Origin of the sequence: Bradyrhizobium sp. BLXBL-03 (assembly GCF_051853015.1) — a bacterium.
Classification (GTDB): domain Bacteria; phylum Pseudomonadota; class Alphaproteobacteria; order Rhizobiales; family Xanthobacteraceae; genus Bradyrhizobium; species Bradyrhizobium manausense.
Window position 1 is genome coordinate 4,655,444 of sequence record NZ_CP182470.1, and the last position, 15,946, is coordinate 4,671,389.

At 64.1% G+C, this 15,946-nt stretch carries 19 protein-coding genes; 11 read left to right on the plus strand and 8 right to left on the minus strand.

Features of this window, described 5'->3' with window-relative positions; all coding sequences use genetic code 11:
* Positions 1–130 precede the first annotated feature (130 nt).
* The 6 genes from ACNJX9_RS22425 (at position 131) to ACNJX9_RS22450 (ending at position 5,573) form a co-directional block, all read left to right on the plus strand.
* On the plus strand, positions 131–796 hold the full coding sequence (locus ACNJX9_RS22425) for a hypothetical protein (RefSeq protein WP_439404205.1): 666 nt from the start codon (positions 131–133) through the stop codon (positions 794–796).
* Between the two features lie 136 nt (positions 797–932).
* Positions 933–1,559, plus strand: coding sequence for a PilZ domain-containing protein (locus ACNJX9_RS22430; protein WP_057754684.1), 627 nt, complete (start codon positions 933–935; stop codon positions 1,557–1,559).
* A 199-nt stretch (positions 1,560–1,758) separates the two neighbouring features.
* Positions 1,759–2,016: a hypothetical protein gene (locus ACNJX9_RS22435; RefSeq protein WP_057754680.1), complete on the plus strand. Its 258-nt coding sequence runs from the start codon at positions 1,759–1,761 to the stop codon at positions 2,014–2,016.
* Between the two features lie 551 nt (positions 2,017–2,567).
* Positions 2,568–3,608 (plus strand): PrsW family glutamic-type intramembrane protease, encoded by a 1,041-nt coding sequence (locus tag ACNJX9_RS22440; RefSeq protein ID WP_439404207.1) that lies wholly within the window; start codon positions 2,568–2,570, stop codon positions 3,606–3,608.
* Positions 3,609–3,676: 68 nt separating this feature from the next.
* A complete protein-coding gene (locus ACNJX9_RS22445) occupies positions 3,677–4,255 on the plus strand; it encodes an HdeD family acid-resistance protein (RefSeq protein WP_057754671.1) in 579 nt (192 codons plus the stop codon).
* A 232-nt stretch (positions 4,256–4,487) separates the two neighbouring features.
* On the plus strand, positions 4,488–5,573 hold the full coding sequence (locus ACNJX9_RS22450) for a 3-deoxy-7-phosphoheptulonate synthase (protein WP_057754668.1): 1,086 nt from the start codon (positions 4,488–4,490) through the stop codon (positions 5,571–5,573).
* A 54-nt stretch (positions 5,574–5,627) separates the two neighbouring features.
* Here the strand turns inward: ACNJX9_RS22450 and ACNJX9_RS22455 are convergent, their stop codons facing one another.
* The 3 genes from ACNJX9_RS22455 to epmA are packed head-to-tail and all read right to left on the minus strand — an operon-like array spanning position 5,628 to position 8,068.
* A complete protein-coding gene (locus ACNJX9_RS22455; RefSeq protein WP_057754665.1) occupies positions 5,628–5,882 on the minus strand; it encodes a hypothetical protein in 255 nt (84 codons plus the stop codon).
* 42 nt (positions 5,883–5,924) lie between these two features.
* Positions 5,925–7,019, minus strand: a complete 1,095-nt coding sequence (locus ACNJX9_RS22460; protein ID WP_439404209.1) for a lysine-2,3-aminomutase-like protein — start codon at positions 7,017–7,019, stop codon at positions 5,925–5,927.
* Positions 7,016–8,068: an EF-P lysine aminoacylase EpmA gene (epmA, locus tag ACNJX9_RS22465; RefSeq protein WP_439404211.1), complete on the minus strand. Its 1,053-nt coding sequence runs from the start codon at positions 8,066–8,068 to the stop codon at positions 7,016–7,018. The genes ACNJX9_RS22460 and epmA overlap by 4 nt, the downstream gene beginning before the upstream one ends.
* Before the next feature lie 162 nt (positions 8,069–8,230).
* On the opposite strand from epmA, the gene efp reads away from it, so the two are divergent.
* From efp to ACNJX9_RS22480, 3 genes are all read left to right on the plus strand, one after another.
* A complete protein-coding gene (gene efp / locus ACNJX9_RS22470; protein WP_057754657.1) occupies positions 8,231–8,797 on the plus strand; it encodes an elongation factor P in 567 nt (188 codons plus the stop codon).
* Between the two features lie 37 nt (positions 8,798–8,834).
* Entirely contained in the window at positions 8,835–10,457 is a 1,623-nt protein-coding gene (locus ACNJX9_RS22475; protein ID WP_439404213.1) for a M23 family peptidase, read from the plus strand.
* Positions 10,458–10,611: 154 nt separating this feature from the next.
* A complete protein-coding gene (locus tag ACNJX9_RS22480) occupies positions 10,612–11,520 on the plus strand; it encodes an amino acid ABC transporter substrate-binding protein (protein ID WP_439404214.1) in 909 nt (302 codons plus the stop codon).
* 51 nt (positions 11,521–11,571) lie between these two features.
* Here ACNJX9_RS22480 and ACNJX9_RS22485 read toward each other — a convergent pair whose 3' ends face one another.
* On the minus strand, positions 11,572–12,069 hold the full coding sequence (locus tag ACNJX9_RS22485) for a cupin domain-containing protein (protein ID WP_439404215.1): 498 nt from the start codon (positions 12,067–12,069) through the stop codon (positions 11,572–11,574).
* 19 nt (positions 12,070–12,088) lie between these two features.
* Entirely contained in the window at positions 12,089–12,568 is a 480-nt protein-coding gene (locus tag ACNJX9_RS22490; RefSeq protein WP_439404216.1) for a carboxymuconolactone decarboxylase family protein, read from the minus strand.
* Positions 12,569–12,622: 54 nt separating this feature from the next.
* On the opposite strand from ACNJX9_RS22490, the gene ACNJX9_RS22495 reads away from it, so the two are divergent.
* The gene (locus ACNJX9_RS22495) at positions 12,623–13,147 is read left to right on the plus strand and encodes a MarR family winged helix-turn-helix transcriptional regulator (RefSeq protein WP_439410106.1); all 525 of its coding nucleotides are present in this window, start codon (positions 12,623–12,625) and stop codon (positions 13,145–13,147) included.
* Here the strand turns inward: ACNJX9_RS22495 and ACNJX9_RS22500 are convergent.
* Both ACNJX9_RS22500 and ACNJX9_RS22505 read right to left on the minus strand, forming a co-directional pair.
* Positions 13,144–13,329 carry a hypothetical protein gene (locus tag ACNJX9_RS22500; RefSeq protein ID WP_439410253.1) on the minus strand — a complete coding sequence of 62 codons (186 nt, stop codon included), beginning with the start codon at positions 13,327–13,329 and terminating at the stop codon, positions 13,144–13,146. The two genes, ACNJX9_RS22495 and ACNJX9_RS22500, sit on opposite strands and share 4 nt — an antisense overlap.
* An 85-nt stretch (positions 13,330–13,414) precedes the next feature.
* Complete coding sequence (locus tag ACNJX9_RS22505) at positions 13,415–13,666, minus strand: hypothetical protein (RefSeq protein WP_271618708.1); 252 nt, start codon at positions 13,664–13,666, stop codon at positions 13,415–13,417.
* Positions 13,667–13,804: 138 nt separating this feature from the next.
* Between ACNJX9_RS22505 and ACNJX9_RS22510 the strand changes: the two genes are divergently transcribed.
* A complete protein-coding gene (locus ACNJX9_RS22510) occupies positions 13,805–15,037 on the plus strand; it encodes a lytic murein transglycosylase (protein ID WP_439404217.1) in 1,233 nt (410 codons plus the stop codon).
* Between the two features lie 110 nt (positions 15,038–15,147).
* Here the strand turns inward: ACNJX9_RS22510 and ACNJX9_RS22515 are convergent, their stop codons facing one another.
* Positions 15,148–15,939: an aldolase gene (locus ACNJX9_RS22515; protein ID WP_057754632.1), complete on the minus strand. Its 792-nt coding sequence runs from the start codon at positions 15,937–15,939 to the stop codon at positions 15,148–15,150.
* Positions 15,940–15,946 lie beyond the last annotated feature (7 nt).

Genomic DNA, 15,946 nt, shown 5'->3' on the forward strand with positions numbered 1-15,946 from the left:
TCGGGTCTCGGGCCCGTCGAAATCCGCCATCCAGGCTTGAACCTCCCCGCCCTTCACCTCCGACCAACGTCGGAAGGAAACCGCCCCGCCCGCCGCGATGGCGTCACGGACGGCAAGATCGGTTCGGCCCATGGAGCAGCGCAAATCCACCAAGAACGACCAGTCGGGCGTCCCGTCGGCGACGAGCGCGCCTCCCACTTGGATGCATCGTGCGACGTCCTATTCGCCCGACCGGCGCGCCAAGATGCTGGAGCACATGGCGCGCGCCAGATCGGTGCCCCAGCATCAGCCCGCTGTCGCACCGGTGCCGGCACGAAAGAGCCGCCTGGACATCCTCGGCGATCTGTTCGGCTATATCGTCCTGTTCGGCGCGATCGCCATTCTGTGCATGTCGCGCATTCCCCTCTATCTCGGCGCGTTTCTGTTCCTGGCCGACGATGCGCGCATCGAAGGCGCCTTCGCGGCGGTCGGCGTCCGCTTCGAGCCCGATACGGTCGGGCCCGACCTCATCAAAGCGTTCGCGTCGTGGTTCGGATGGATCGCCCTGCTCGCGTGCTTGCGAACTTCCGCCCCGGTCTGGCTTGCGCCGCTCCTGCCGCCGGCGCAGTCGTGGGCCAACATCGCCGGCATTGCCCTTGCGCTCTCCGTGGTCGAAGCCCTCGGATCGCTTGCGATGCGACGTGCTCGGCTGCGGTTCGGATGGGAGGTCGGGCTCGACGGCCTGACTGTTACGACCATCAAATTCGTGATCGCCATCGGTGCGTTGCTGCTGGTGGTGCTGCTCGGCGCCGTTTGAAGACCTGGTCCGGTCCGGGCGAGGCCGCCCGTTTACCGGAAATTTACCCCTGCTCCTGAGCGCCGGTATCATTTGCTTAGAATTCGATTGCTACCGTGGAAGTACGGAAACAATCCGAAACACAATTTGAGCGCCCATGTCCGTCGCAGAGTTCCTCAGGCAGCGTGCAGTGGAAGTGACGGTGGACGGCAGCTATTCGCTGCCACGCTGGTACGATTGCGAGGGCAAGTTGCGAAACTTCGCCTGCCGCACCAAACGTGTCTCGCCATTCCGCATGATCGTGGACGTGCCGGTCGTCGGCAAGATCGGCGAGCGCGTGACCTCCTACTTCCAGGATTTCGGCGAATTCCAGGGCACCATCAGCGCAACGCTGAAGTCGGGCTTCCTGATGGAACTCGAGATGACGCGGGCGCGTCGCGCCTGGATGTCGGAAAAGCTGACCTGGCTCGAGAAAAAGCAGAGGGATGAGAGCGTCCGGGAGCTGCGGCGCGAGGCGCGCTTCGTTCCGCAGGCCTCCCACACCACTCTGACGCTGGCCGACGGCAGCGGTCATTCCTGCTTCATCATCGACGTCTCCACCGCCGGCGTCGCCATCTCCTGCGAATATGACCCGACGATAGGTACCCCGCTTGCAGTCGGCGCCTGCGTCGGGCGCGTCATCCGCAAGTTCGACAATGGCTTTGCGGTGAAGTTCGCCGAGAAGCAGCAGCGCGACCACCTCGTCCGCTTGCTCGTGCGGCAGGCCGCGCCGCAGCCGGCTTGACGCCGAAGCTCAGCCTCCTGCGGTCAACCGACTTGCCCAACCGACTTGCCCAAGCGACTTGCCCAAGCGACTTGCCCAAGCGACTTGCCCAAGCGACTTGCCCAAGCATCGCTGCCCTATCCCGGCCCCAATGCAGGATCAGCCTTCGACGGTCCGGCGCGCCGGACCGTCATTTGCAGACTTGCGATCGGGGGACCGGATGGCAGTCGACAGGATCACAGTTGACAAGATCACTTGGGACCGGGTCGGCCGGGTGACCGAGCCTGGACGCTACATGTACACATTCGGCTGGCTGACGATCACGGCCGGCGATCTGGATATCTGGAAGCAATACCCGCAAGCCGCATTCACGCTGCTCGCAAACGCTTCCGAGTTGGACCAGACCATCGCCGGGGAATTCCATCTCGGCGCCTTCGACGTCGCGCCCGACGCCCCATCGCCGTTCACCACGCATTGAGCGCCGCAAGCGGCGGCGTGGTCGTCTATGCGCTCGGCGCAGGCGAGAACGGGAACGCATGGCATGCGCATTGCTTAATATTTGCCATGATGCAGATCCCAGCCGTCGACCAGGCCTTCCTGCTGTTCCTTCTCGTCTCCTGTCTCGGCACGTGCCTCGTACGCGCCCTTTGGGAGTTGGAGCAGATCCGAGCCCGCCGAATTGCGTCACCGCCGCGCCAACGTGTAACCAAGCGCGACTAGGGACTCGCGCTGTCCGGGCGAGACTTCACGCTCGCCTCTGGACTCGAAGCCCGCAGACGTGCATCGTGAAGAAACTGGCACACCACCTTGATCCAACTTAGCAATCCCAGTCCAAGCGCAACCGGGGGACGGTTACCAAGGACGATAGGGCGGTCGTGTCATGCAGTTGATCGCACTGGTATTCTAACACGTAGGGCCCTGATGAACGCCAGCTGTCACGCTTGTTAAGCGACGCGATAGCCGGTGCATGACAGATGGTCGCACTGCTGCGAGTGGATAAGCCGGCCAAGGGAACCTATTTCGACGCCGATGTACCTGATTGAAGCGTTACCCACCGTCATCGGAACGGCGGCCGTCGCCCCAGCACTGCTGATGCTGTGGCTTGTGATTGCGGCTGAGGAACGTCCCGGACCGCCAGCCCAGGTCTGGACGGCATTCCTGCTTGGCGCAGCCAGCATTTCGCTTCTCGGCCTCGCCCGGGCCCCGTTCGCCAAGATGGTCGCCGCGCCCGAAAATCCCTGGGCGGAGCTTGCCATGCATTCGGTCTTCGGCGTCGCGCTGCCCGAGGAGGCGGTGAAGGTGATCGCGATCGTGCTGGTCTCCTCGACCAAGCGGCGGACCTTCGCCAATCCCATGGATACCGTGGTTTACGGCGCCGCCGTCGGCCTCGGTTTCGCGGCGTACGAAAACCTCGCTTATCTGGTCCAGCACGCCGAGATGTGGCGATCGCTGGCGGCGCTGCGCAGCGTGCTCACCGTCCCGTTCCATGGCGCACTCGGCATCATCGCTGGCGCTTACCTGACGATCGCGCGTGCCGGCACGGCACTGGGCGCGAACCGCCATCACCGCGACTGGGCCCGCCTCTCCAGCCGCCTGCTGATCTTCGCCGGCCCGCTGGCACTGCATTCGGCCTTCGACTTCCCGCTGCTCACGCTCCAACGCATGCCGGACCTCGATCCTACCTTGCGAATGTGGCTCGGCGGCGCGAGCCTGCTGATCGGCTTCAGCTCGATTGCCTTCGCCATGCGTCTGGTGCGCCGCGTCGCACGCCATCACGCGCCCCGCACCGATATCGCGCGGGAACGTCTCAGCCAGCTGCGCCGGATGTGGGCGCTGTGGCTGGCGGGCGGCGGCGTCGGCTTCCTCGGCCTCGCCTTCGTGCTGACCTCGATCCACCACTGGCTCATCAACCCCGAGCGCAATTTGACGCTGGCACTGATCCCGATCGGCTTCGTCTCGATTCTGCTCGGCCTTGCGCTGTTGGTCGTTACGACCGCGATCTACGTGCTCGGCCGCAACCGCATCCGCACAACTGGCGAAGGTTTTTCGTCAGCGCACGGCGGCGGTTGATCCACCGCATGGCAAGCGTCGTGTGTGCGTACTAGATTGAATGTACATCTTCGATCTGGAGCTTGCCGATGACATCGCCTGAGGAATTTTCACGGCTGCAATCTGCGATGAGCAAGGCGGTCAAGGCGCATTGGAAGGCCTTTCTGTTCGAAGGCATTTTGCTCGCCGTGCTCGGCATTGCCGCGCTGATCCTGCCACCGCTCGCGAGCCTCGCCGTCACGATCTTCCTCGGCTGGATGTTCCTGATCAGCGGCATCGGCGGATTGATCGCGACCTATTGGGCGCGCGCCACGCCGGGCTTCTGGTGGTCGCTGATCTCTGCGGCGCTCGCCGTACTTGCCGGCATGTTACTGCTGGCGCGCCCGATGCAGGCCGTGCTGACGCTGACCATCGTGCTCGGCGCCTATTTCCTCGCCGAGGGCGTCACCACCATCATGTACGCCCTGGAGCACCGCCGCGAGCTGAGCGGGCGCTGGTCGTGGCTGCTGATCTCGGGCCTGGTCGACATCGCGATCGCGTTCATGGTGATCACGGGACTGCCTAGCTCGGCGGAATGGGCCATCGGCGTGCTCGTCGGCATCAATCTTTTGTTCGGCGGCGCCACCCTGATCGGCATGGCGCTGGCGGCGCGCAAGAGCAGCAGCTGAGCACCTGGCGCATGCGCGCCGATTGGGGGGTGACAACCCGCTGGCGGCGCGCTATATGACCGGCCATGATCACCGTCGCCACCAGCTATTTTTGGTACTTTAGCTACGACAGCTTGCTGGCGGCAGGAGGATCGCGCTCAATCTAAGGTATTGAAGCAAAAGTCCGAACAGCCGCCAGACCTGGCGGCTTTTTTATTGGCCGGCAGGTTCTCGAAACAGACAGGAGCCCGCCGTGCTGAGCACGACCGACGATCTTCGTATCCGCGAACTGAAAGAGCTGAGCACGCCCGAGGACGTGATGCGGGAGGTTCCGCGCACCCTCACAGCCACGCGTGTGGTCATGGCGGCGCGCAACGCCATCCACGCCATCCTGGGCGGCCAGGACGACCGGCTGCTGGTCGTCGTCGGTCCCTGCTCGGTGCACGATCCCAGGGCCGCGCTCGACTACGCCGAGCGCCTCGCTAAGCTGCGCGAAGACCTCGCCGACCAGCTCGAGATCGTGATGCGGGTCTATTTCGAGAAGCCGCGGACGACAGTCGGCTGGAAGGGCCTGATCAACGACCCCGATCTCGACGGCAGCTTCGACATCAACAAGGGCCTGCGCCTCGCGCGCAACGTGCTCTCGGCCGTCAACAATCTCGGCCTCCCCGCCGGCACGGAATTTTTGGACATGACGACGCCGCAATACATCGCCGACCTCGTCTCCTGGGCTGCGATCGGCGCGCGCACGACCGAAAGCCAGATCCATCGCGAGCTGGCCTCGGGTCTGTCCTGCCCGGTCGGGTTCAAGAACGGTACCGATGGCAACGTGCGCATCGCGGCGGACGCGGTGAAGTCGGCCTCGCATCCGCATCACTTCATGGCGGTGACGAAGCTCGGCCGTTCGGCGATCGCCTCGACCGCGGGCAACGAGGACTGCCACATCATCCTGCGTGGCGGCGCCAAGCCGAACTACGACGCGGCAGGCGTCGCGGCAGCGTGCAACGAACTTTCAAAATCAGGCGTCGCGCCGCTGGTGATGGTGGATGCCAGCCACGCCAATTCGAGCAAGAAGCCGGAAAACCAGCCGCTGGTCATGGCCGACATCGCGGGCCAAATCTCGGGCGGCGAGAATCGCATCATGGGCGTGATGATCGAGAGCAATCTCGTCGCGGGCCGTCAGGATGTGGTACCGGGCAAGCCGCTCGTGTACGGCCAGAGCATTACCGACGGCTGCATTGATTGGGCGACAACGGCCACCGTGCTCGAGCAGCTCGCTGATGCGGTCGAAATCCGCCGCAACACTGCGCGCGCCGGACTGCACGAGCGCTCCGCGTAATCAGGGACCAACGCGGGCGGGGCGACGCTGCTCGCGCCCTGCCCGCTCTTGTTGCTAGCAGCCGCGGCAGATGCTCTTGATCTTCTTGTCGAGTGCCAGGTTTTCCTTGCTCAGGGGATCGTTGGGATCGCTGCTGATATTCTTCTCGTTCGGAACGTCGCCGGCACGGGGCTGTCGATGGCCGACGGGCGCCTGCGGCACCGATCCCGAGCTTGCGCCACCTGACGTCGATCCCTTGGCGGCGGGTTGGGCAATCGCCGCTCCGCCAAGCAAGACCACGAGCGATGCCGCCACCATGATCTTCTTCATATCCGTACCTCCATTCCTCAAACCGCCGTCCCCCTGACCCGTTCACGCTTCGGGCGGATAGAGATGAACATCGCCGCAATAGTCGACGATACGATAGCGCGTTTCCGTCCTCGCATCACCAGCATCGACTGCGGTATTTTGTGCCGCCAACACATAATTCGGCCCGATCGGTGATTTGCCGACGCCGCCGGGAATGTCGATCACGTATTCGGGCTGACACAGTCCTGACACCCGTCCACGCAGCTGCCGCATCAAGTCCTGCCCTTGCGCCAGCGTTGTCCGAAGATGCGCCGTGCCCGGCGCGAGATCGCCGTGATGCAGATAGTAGGGCTTGATCCGGCATTCGACGAAGGCCCGCATCAAATCCGACAAAGCGGCGACGTTGTCATTGACGCCGCGCAAAAGCACGGACTGGCTCACCATGGGAATCCCGGCATCGACCAGCCGCGCGCAGGCGGCGCGGGCCGTATCCGTCAGCTCGCGTGCATGGTTGGCATGCAGCGCGACCCAGGTGGTCGCGCCCTCGGCCTTGAGTGCTGCGACCATGTCCTCGCTGATACGCGCAGGGTCGGCCACGGGCACGCGGGTGTGAAGGCGGATGATCTTGACGTGATCGATTGCAGCAAGATCGGCCATGATCTCGCTCATGCGACGCGGCGACAGCATCAGGGGGTCGCCGCCGGTCAGGATCACCTCCCAGATCTCGCTGTGCGCACGAATGTAGTCGATCGCCGCGCGATAGGCGCTGTCCGAAAGTGCGTTCTCCTTGCCGGGGCCGACCATCTCGCGGCGGAAGCAGAAGCGGCAGTAGACCGCGCAGACATGGACGAGCTTGAACAGCACGCGATCGGGATAACGGTGCACGATGCCCGATACGGGCGAATGCGGGTGATCGCCGATCGGATCGGCATTCTCGCCCGGCTGCATCTGGAGCTCCGCAGCGGCGGGAACGAACTGGCGCGCGATCGGGTCATCGGGATCGGCGGGGTCGATCAGATCGACCAGCGCCGGCGTGATCGCAACTGCATAACGCGCGGCCACGCGTTCCAGCGCGGGCAGCGCCGTGACAGGGGCGAGGTCCGCAGCCACGAGCTCGGCCGGCTCGCGCAATGTCTTTGCAAGATTGGTCTTGGTCATCTCTCATCCGCAGGCGGTGTCCATACCACCTGATCAATCCGTGTTGCGCCGCTTGCCAGCATCACCAGCCGGTCGAAGCCGAGCGCGACGCCGCTGGCGTCAGGCATTTGGGCGACAGCGGCCAAAAAGTCCTCGTCCAGCGGATAGGCCTCGCCATAGCGTCGCTGCTTCTCTGCCATCGACTCCGTGAAGCGCTTGCGCTGCTCTTCAGCGTCGGTCAATTCGCCAAAGCCGTTGGCGAGCTCGACGCCGCAGGCATAGACCTCGAACCGTTCTGCGACCCGTGGGTCGTCAGTCTTCACCCGCGCCAGCGCCGCCTCTGGAGACGGGTATTCGAACAGAATGGTCAAACGCCCCTGCCCCAGATGCGGCTCGACATGTTCAACCAGGACCTTGCTGAAGATGTCCGACCAGGTGTCGTCCTCGGCGACCCGGACCTTGCCGTCGGCCGCTTGAGCGAGCGCGCACCGGTTACCGCTGTTACCCGAGATTGTCGATAGCAGGTCGATTCCAGCGAAACGCTCGAACGCGCCGGCAACTGTCAACAGCTCCGGCTCGGCGAATGGGTCGGAGGTGTGGCCCCGGAAGGCGAAGGTCCCGATTCCGGTCGCCTGGGCCGCACTGGCGATCACGACCACCGTGTCCGCCATGATAGCATCATAGGGCGCCCCCGCCCGGTACCATTCCAGCATGGTGAATTCGGGCAGATGCAGGTCGCCGCGCTCGCGGTCCCGGAACACCCGGGCGAACTCGAAAATCCGTTGCTCGCCGGCGGCCAGCAGCTTCTTGCAGGCGAATTCGGGCGAAGTCCGCAAGTATCGGCAGGCTCGGCTGCCGTCGGCGCGGATGATCTCGGTCCGGGGGGCGTGCAGATGGGTCTCATTGCCCGGGGAGACCTGGAGAACCGAGGTTTCCACCTCGACAAAGCCCTGCTCGGCGAAAAAGCCCCTGACAGATCCGGTAACGGCCGCCCTGGACTGGAGGAACGGCCGCCGGTCGAGGTGCCGCGAGGGGGTCCAGAACGGCGATATCGGCTTGTCCCCAGCCATCAACCGAACGTCCCCTGCACCAGCAAAGTGCTGGCATCCAACGGCAAAATCAGTATGTTGCGGCCCGAAACGGGCGCCGAGGTCTGATTTGAGGCCCCAAGTCCCCCATCGATTTGACCACGTCCTGGCCTGAGCCGGGCCAAGCAAGCAGGAAATACAGCTTTGAGAGTCATCGCCAGTTCTATTCGCAAGGGCAACGTGATCGAGCAAGACGGCAAGCTCTATGTCGTCGTGAGCGCCGAGAACATCCATCCCGGCAAGGGCACGCCGGTCAGCCAGATCGAAATGCGCCGAATCTCGGACGGGGTAAAGATCTCCGAGCGCTACAAGACCACCGATCAGGTCGAAAAGGCGACGATCGAAGAGCGCAACTACACCTTCCTGTATGAAGATGGCGACGGCTTCCACTTCATGAACCCCGAGACCTTCGATCAGGTCCAGGTTTCCAAGGACGTCGTCGGCGATGCCGCCGCCTATCTCCAGCCGGATATGACCGTCAAGCTGTCCATGCACGACACCAACCCGGTGTCGATCGCGCTGCCGCAGCGCGTGACCCTGGAGGTGGTGGACACGGAGCCCGTGACCAAAGGCCAGACCGCCTCCTCCTCGTACAAGCCGGCGGTGCTGTCCAACGGCGTCCGCACCACCGTACCGCCGCACATCACGGTCGGCACCCGCATCGTGGTGATGACCGAAGACGGCTCCTACTCCGAGCGCGCCAAGGACTAAGCCGGGGGCTGGGCCAAGGGATCGGGGATCAGGGCAAGTGCCGCCGGGGGGCGAGACAGTGGTTGGGAAGAGTTTCCGCTTCGTCTCGCTGTTTCTGGCGTCGCTCGCACTCCTCACCGCCACGTCGGTCGCTGCGGACGAGATCCGCAGCCCTTCGCTCACAGCCCTGCGCGTCGATTGGCGCGCAGCGCTGGACCAGCTCCGCACCGAGATCAACAGCCGCCCGCAGATCGCGGGCGATTTCATCTTCGTGCCGCGTCGGTCGGTGCCGCGTTTTGATCCGCGGGGGATGCCGGCGCTGGTGCAGCTCAATGCGATCTCCTCGCAATTCTACACCGGCATCGCCCGCAGCTCGGTTCCCGTGCTGCTGCCGTTCGATGCTGCCACCTATCTCGAGGCGCAACGCAACGGTGCCCCGGCCACATCAGTGCTTTCGCGCTACCAGGCCGATTTCAATCCCGTCGACATGTTCGACGCCGGCCCCGCCGGTTACAGCGCAACGTTCTCACTCGAGCCCGGTGCCGGCGACGGCATGCCGGCCCGCGTGTTCGCAAAGCCGGTCGAGATTCAAATCACGGGATCCGCGCTCGTCTACGACATCGCCGATCCCGCCGGCGGCAAGGGCGAGCCGGTCAAACCGCTGGCATCCATCTATCCGGATCTGCGGAAGTTCATCCGCGAGGGCTATGTGCGCTACGCCTTCACGCGGTTTGGTGTGGCCTATGTGGTGTCCATTCAGTGCCTCGACAGCGTCGCAAAACCGCGGCGGCTGGCGTGCAAGGAGGCCTATCCGGTCGCCGAGCGCTTCCTGAAGGCGCTCCACGTCGCCGGCGGCCAGCGCATGCGGCCGCTGATGGACGTTGCCTCCTACGTGATCGATCGCCCCGCCGCGCGCTCGGCGGATTTCGGCTACCGACCCAGCGGCGACATCATCCCGAACACCGGCTATCGCAAACAGGGCGGCCACCCTGATGTGATGGCCTATGCGCAGATCCGCTTCCCGCTCGAGAAGGCGCCGGCCTACGTGCATTCGCAATCCCACGCCAAGCGCAACAAGGATGACCGCCCGACCGCCTATCCCTGGCGTGACAATTTCTGCGAGTCCCGCAGCTTCGAGGTCTGGCAATGCGGCGGCGGCTTCGGTCACCAGGGCGAGGACATCCGCGCCGCCGACTGCCCCTCGCCCGGCGATGCCCGCGAGCCCTGCGATCCCAAGCAACGCGGCGTCGTTGCCGTGCGCGACGCCATGGTGATCCGGACCTCCAAGGATCAGGCTGCGACGCTCGAAGTGAACAGCCGCACCGAGCACATCCGCTTTCGCTACATGCATATGAATCCGCAGGCGTTGAACGCCGACGGGGTGCTCAACGGCCGCATCGTCGCCGAGGGCGAGAAGATTGGCGTGATCTCGAACTATCTCGATCATCCCGCAGGCACGTCAATGCACCTGCATTTCGACGTCCAGGTGTTCACTCGTGACGGCTGGATCTGGGTCAGCCCCTACGTTACGCTGGTCTCGGCCTATGAGCGCCTGATCCGCGCCCGCGGGCGCGAGATCGGCACGGAGATCGCCGGCACCCCGCAACCGGTCGCGCACGCGCTGCCCGAGGACGTCGTCAAGCCCGACCTGCGCGAGGGATCGAGCAGCGAAGAGAACTGAACGGCCGGCTCCCGCCGCCGCGCTTTGATGACCCGTCGATGCCAGCGCCCCAGGCCGCCGGATCGGATTTCGGACCCGCCCCGCACCGCCAGACCTTCCACTGGCCCCAGAATTGCTTTGCTCCCTCCCGGACAAACAGGACGAGGGGAAGCACATGCGTTATCTCACCACGGTGGCTATTCTGGCCACTGCTCTCGCTGCGCCGACACACGCGCAGGAGCTGACCGGCACGCTGAAGAAGATCAAGGACACCGGCGCGATCACGCTCGGGATACGCGACAGCGCCGTGCCCTTCAGCTACATCGACGACAAGCAGAAGATCGTCGGCTACGCCGTCGACATCTGCATGAAGATCGTCGACGAGATCAAGACCGCGCTCAAGCTGGACAGGCTCGAGGTCAACGAGAGCATCGTCACGTCATCCACTCGCATCCCGCTGATGGCGAACGGCACGGTCGATCTCGAATGCGGCTCGACGACCAACAACGCGGACCGCCAGAAGCAGGTATGGTTCACCAACACGCATTTCCTCACGGCAAGCCGCTTCGTGTCCAAGAAGGCGCTGAAGCTCGACCAGGTCGACGATCTCAAGGGCAAGGCCGTCGTCTCGGTCGCCGGCACGACCAACATCAACCAGCTCACCAAGGCCAACCTGGCCCGCTCGCTCGGCATCACCGTCATGAGCGCCAAGGATGTCCCCGAGGCGTTCCTGATGGTCGAGACCGACCGCGCCGCGGCTTTCGTCATGGACGATATCCAGCTTGCGGCCATGATCGCCTCTTCGAAAGACCCGTCGCTCTACGCCATCAGCAACGGCGCGTTCTCCGATCCGGAGCCGTATGGCATCATGCTGCGCAAGGATGACGTGCCGTTCAAGACGGTGGTCGATCGGGCGACCGCAAACCTCTACAAGAGCCCAGAAATCGAAAAGATCTACAACAGATGGTTCATGGAGCCGGTGCCGCCGCGCGGCCTGAACTTCCACGTCCCGATGCCGGCTTCGCTGAAGAAGTCGTTCGAAAATCCGTCCGACAATCCGGATCCCGCGTCTTACGGAGGCTGAGGATAATTTACGCGGCCCGGATGGCGCGTAACGACATCCGGACTATGGCGGTCAGTCCAGATAGGTCGTCAGCTCGGCGCCCTCGTCCGCCACGAACACGGCGATCAGTTCGGCAGGCTCCGTGATGCTGGCATTTGCGGAGACCAGATGCGTCGCGCCCGGCGGCTCGAAGAAGGACTGCCCGACGCCGAACGTCTCGACCGGACCGCCACCGAGCTGGGAGCGGATCGCGCCCTTGGTGATGTAAGCGGTCACTGAACCCGCATGCCGGTGCGGCCGCGAAAACCCGCCGGGGCCGTAGAACACGCGCACGATAGTGACGCGTTTGCCCGGCACATTGGGCAGCGCGTAGGAGCCGATCGGCTCGACCTTGTCGAGCGGCGAGCTTTCTGCAGCGGTCGCACAGAGCGGCGAAAGCGCGCCTGAGACCGTATCCATCGTCACCGGCAGCGCCTTGCCAATCGCGAATGCACAAGCAAGCCCGCCGACGATGGCCAAAACCATCGATGGCGATTGACGTGGCGCAGCCGCCAAACTCAAAGCCGTCATGGTCATTCCCCCGCTTCACTCAGGATGCCGCGGCATTGGCCGCGACCTGCCGCTTCGGCGGCGTCCAGCGAAAGGCCGCGCCAAAACGGTTCCAGACATTGATCGAGGCAATGGCCGACGTCAGGTACATCAGTTCGGTCTCGGAGAATTCACGCTGCACCTCGTCGTAGACCTCGTCGCCGAAGCGATCGGGCAGCAGGGTCAGAGCCTCGGCCCAAGCCAGCGCGGCACGCTCGCGCGCTGAATAGATCGGTGCCTCGCGCCAGACGGCGACCAGGTGGAGCTTGTCCGCAGGTATCCCGAGCCGCTCCGAGAGAAGAACATGATGCTGCACACAAAAGGCGCAACCATTGATTTGCGAGGCACGCAACTTGACCAGCTCGAGCAGTTGCTTGTCGAGCCCGGCCTTCGCCGCGACCTGACCGAGTGCCAGCACCAGATCGAACGCATCGGGCGCGATCCGCTTGAAATCCTCGTATTCGCTGCGCGCGTGTGACATTGCGGTTCACCTCGTGATATTGTAAGACTACTTATATCCTATAAGAGCTCGTATATTATGCGCAAGCCGGCCAGCATCACGAAATCGAAACCGGAGCGGAGGGCGTCCGGCGAGGAGGTCGCGGTGCGCGTTCCCGCGCCCGGCGAGGGCAAGCGCGGCGAGCAGGGCTATCTTGGCTACCTGCTACGCCAGGCCCATGCTGCCGTCCGGCTGAAGATGGAACGGACACTGGCCGATCTCGGCGTGACCTCGCCGCAATTCGCCGTGCTGACCATGCTGAATGCCTATCCGGGCCTGTCAGGCGCCGACGTCGCCCGCCTCACCTTCCTGACGCCGCAGACCGTCGGCGTGATCATCCGAAACCTCGAGCGCGACGGCGCGATTGTGATGACGCCGCATCCCGTCCATGGCCGTATCCAGCAATGGACGCTGACACCGCGCGGATCGACGCTCCTGAAGGCTTGCAGAGAGCGCGTGATCGGGTTGGAGAAGCGTCTGGCCAGTAGCCTCGATGCCAAGGCGGAGGCAAGCATTCGCCGCTGGCTCGCCAATGTCGCGACGGAGCTGCAGGAGGACTAGGCGAGGCTAGTCACAGCTTCCTCCGTCCCCGCCACCATCGAAACCCCGAAATCACCGCCCGCGGCGCCGTCTCCTTGGATGCCGCGGCCAAAATTCTCGGCGATGATCATCAGGACCACGACCAACAGCCCGGCGCCAAACGGCCAGGGATTGGCACGGATGATGTCGAACAGCTCGCGCATGGACGCATCATGCGCAGACAGAAGCGAACCGAGCGTAAATCGACACGCTTAAAAATGGGGATATCCGGCGCGGCGCAGGCGCGGCCTATCCGCCCTTCAACTCTTTTTTGACCTCACCGTCCGGCCAGTCTTCGCCTGCGGCAATCACGCGGACGCGGCTTTGGTCCGTGCCATTGACCAGCACATGCGAACTCACCCGGTCGCCGCTCTGCTCCAGGCGCAAATCCGTTTCAGGTTTCCAGCTCAGCGTTGTCGCGAGATCGCCAGGAAAAATCCGCCAGCACGATCCGTCGTCGAGCTCGACGACATGGCTCTCCGCATGCGCGCGTATCTGCATTCGACCTCGAATATTCCGATGAACCAACCATCTTCGAAAGGAATGCAAGAGCGCGACCCTTTGTTCCGGAGGAACGGCCGGTTCCTCGCGTTCCAGGAACCGGCTCACAGCAGCCATGTTTCCCGCTAGAATGGCGCTATGAAACAAGCTGATTCCTCCGCCAATCGCGTCACCCGGCGCGCCCTGCTCCAATCCACGCTTGGCGCAACCGCGCTATTCGCAGCTCCGACGCGTGTCCTCGCATCGCCTCCCGGCTTTGACGAATGGCGCGAAGGCTTTCGTGCGCGCGCCATGGCAAAAGGCATCTCGGCCGCGACGTGGCAACGCGCGATGGCGCGGATCGAACCCGACATGAGCGTGTTCAGGCAAATGCGCAACCAGCCGGAGTTTCACGAGCAGGTCTGGCAATATATCAACCGCCGCGTCTCCGACTGGCGCATCATCAACGGCAAGATCGCGCTGAAGAACAACGAGGCGCTGTTCGCGCGCATCGAACGTGATTTCGGCGTCGAGCGCGGCACGCTGCTGGCGCTGTGGGGCGTCGAGTCCGCTTACGGCGATCCGCTGGTGCAGCAGAACCACATGACGCCGGTGTTTCCCTCGCTTGCTGCGCTTGCTTGGAATGAGCCGCGGCGCAAGGCCTCTTGGGAGGCCGAGCTCATCAACGCGCTGCGCATCGTCGACAAGGGCTGGAGCACGCCCGAAGAGATGCGCGGCTCCTGGGCCGGCGCGATGGGAAATTCGCAATGGATGCCGGAGGTCTGGCTCAATGTCGGCATCGACTATGACGGCGACGGCAAGGTCTCGCCGTTCGGCAAGCCCGACGACGCGCTGGGATCGACGGCAAAATATCTCGTCAATCGCGGCAAATGGCGCCGTGGCGAGCATTGGGGTTATGAGGTGCGCGCGTCCGGCGAGATGAGCGGCAGCCGCACCTATGCGGCGTGGCAGGCGGCCGGTGTCACCCGCGCCGATGGCCAGCCGTTCCCGCAGCCAAATGCAACCGCCCAGATGTGGACGCCGGTCGCGGGCGGGCCGACCTTCCTGCTGGGACCGAACTTCTATGCGGTGAAGAGCTACAATCCCTCGATGAATTATGCGCTGGCGATTTGCCATCTCGGCGACCGCTGCCTCGGCGCGCCGCCTTTCATCCAGCCCTTCCCCGGCTCCGAGCGCGTGCTGACGCTTGCCGAGGTGCAGGAGATGCAGACGCGGCTGACCAAGGCCGGTTTCGACACCGGCGGCACCGATGGTCGCGTCGGCAACGACACGATGAAGGCGATCAAGGATTTCCAGCTGAGCGCCGGCATCACGCCCGCCGACGGCTACGGCGGGCTGAAGGTGCTGGCGAAGCTGCGGCAGGGATCGTAGGTACCTGTCATTCCGGGGCTCGCGTAGCGAGGACCCGGAATCTCGCGCGACAATCTCCGGATTCCGGCTTCGAGGCTTCACCTCGCCCCGGAATGACCTCTTTTTTGATTTCAGTGCCTGTACTGCGGCTCTTCCGCGTCGAGCTGGCGGCGGATCGCGGCCAGATGCAACCGGGCGGATTCGGAATCGCCCTCGCGCATTTGTTGGTAGGTCGCGGCCGCAATCGCGGGATCGACCGGCAACACCTTGCGTCCCGTCGACATCGCCAACACCTGCACTTCGGCGGCGCGCTCGAGGTAGTAGAGATCGTCCCACGCTTCCGCGATGGTCGGCGCCAGCACCATCACGCCATGATGCTTCATAAAGACGATGTCGGCATCGCCCACGGCAGCCGCGATGCGCGCGCCTTCGCGGTTGTCAAGCGCAAGGCCGTTGTAGTCGCGGTCGACGGTCGTGCGCCCGTAGAATTTCAGCGCGGTCTGACCCGCCCAGATCAAGGGATCGCCCTCGGTCATCGACAGCGCGGTCGCATAAGGCATGTGGGTGTGGAACGCGACCTTGGCGCGCGGCAGGCGCTTGTGCATCTCGGCATGAATGTAGAATGCGGTTGCCTCGGGCTCACCTTCACCGTCAAGGACGTGGCCGTGGAAGTCGCAGATCAGAAGCTTTGACGCCGTCAGCTCCCGAAAGGCGTAGCCGTAAGGATTGACGAGGAAGAGATCATCGTGCCCGGGCACCACGGCCGAGAAGTGATTGCAGATGCCTTCCTCAAAGCCGTTACGCGCAGCCATGCGGAAGCATGCGGCGAGATCCTCGCGCGCGGCGCGGATCGCGTCGGTCGCAAGGTCTGGACGGTTCGAGCGAACGGCTGCGGGTGAGGAGGCGTGAAGGCTGTGCGCCATGGCGAAG

Coding starts and splice junctions, on each gene's coding strand:
- ACNJX9_RS22425 (WP_439404205.1), top strand. CDS start 131: ATGGAGCAGCGCAAATCCACCAAGAACGACCAGTCGGGCGTCCCGTCG.
- ACNJX9_RS22430 (WP_057754684.1), top strand. CDS start 933: ATGTCCGTCGCAGAGTTCCTCAGGCAGCGTGCAGTGGAAGTGACGGTG.
- ACNJX9_RS22435 (WP_057754680.1), top strand. CDS start 1,759: ATGGCAGTCGACAGGATCACAGTTGACAAGATCACTTGGGACCGGGTC.
- ACNJX9_RS22440 (WP_439404207.1), top strand. CDS start 2,568: ATGTACCTGATTGAAGCGTTACCCACCGTCATCGGAACGGCGGCCGTC.
- ACNJX9_RS22445 (WP_057754671.1), top strand. CDS start 3,677: ATGACATCGCCTGAGGAATTTTCACGGCTGCAATCTGCGATGAGCAAG.
- ACNJX9_RS22455 (WP_057754665.1), bottom strand. CDS start 5,882: ATGAAGAAGATCATGGTGGCGGCATCGCTCGTGGTCTTGCTTGGCGGA.
- ACNJX9_RS22460 (WP_439404209.1), bottom strand. CDS start 7,019: ATGACCAAGACCAATCTTGCAAAGACATTGCGCGAGCCGGCCGAGCTC.
- epmA (WP_439404211.1), bottom strand. CDS start 8,068: ATGGCTGGGGACAAGCCGATATCGCCGTTCTGGACCCCCTCGCGGCAC.
- ACNJX9_RS22480 (WP_439404214.1), top strand. CDS start 10,612: ATGCGTTATCTCACCACGGTGGCTATTCTGGCCACTGCTCTCGCTGCG.
- ACNJX9_RS22485 (WP_439404215.1), bottom strand. CDS start 12,069: ATGACGGCTTTGAGTTTGGCGGCTGCGCCACGTCAATCGCCATCGATG.
- ACNJX9_RS22490 (WP_439404216.1), bottom strand. CDS start 12,568: ATGTCACACGCGCGCAGCGAATACGAGGATTTCAAGCGGATCGCGCCC.
- ACNJX9_RS22500 (WP_439410253.1), bottom strand. CDS start 13,329: ATGCGCGAGCTGTTCGACATCATCCGTGCCAATCCCTGGCCGTTTGGC.
- ACNJX9_RS22505 (WP_271618708.1), bottom strand. CDS start 13,666: ATGCAGATACGCGCGCATGCGGAGAGCCATGTCGTCGAGCTCGACGAC.
- ACNJX9_RS22510 (WP_439404217.1), top strand. CDS start 13,805: ATGAAACAAGCTGATTCCTCCGCCAATCGCGTCACCCGGCGCGCCCTG.
- ACNJX9_RS22515 (WP_057754632.1), bottom strand. CDS start 15,939: ATGGCGCACAGCCTTCACGCCTCCTCACCCGCAGCCGTTCGCTCGAAC.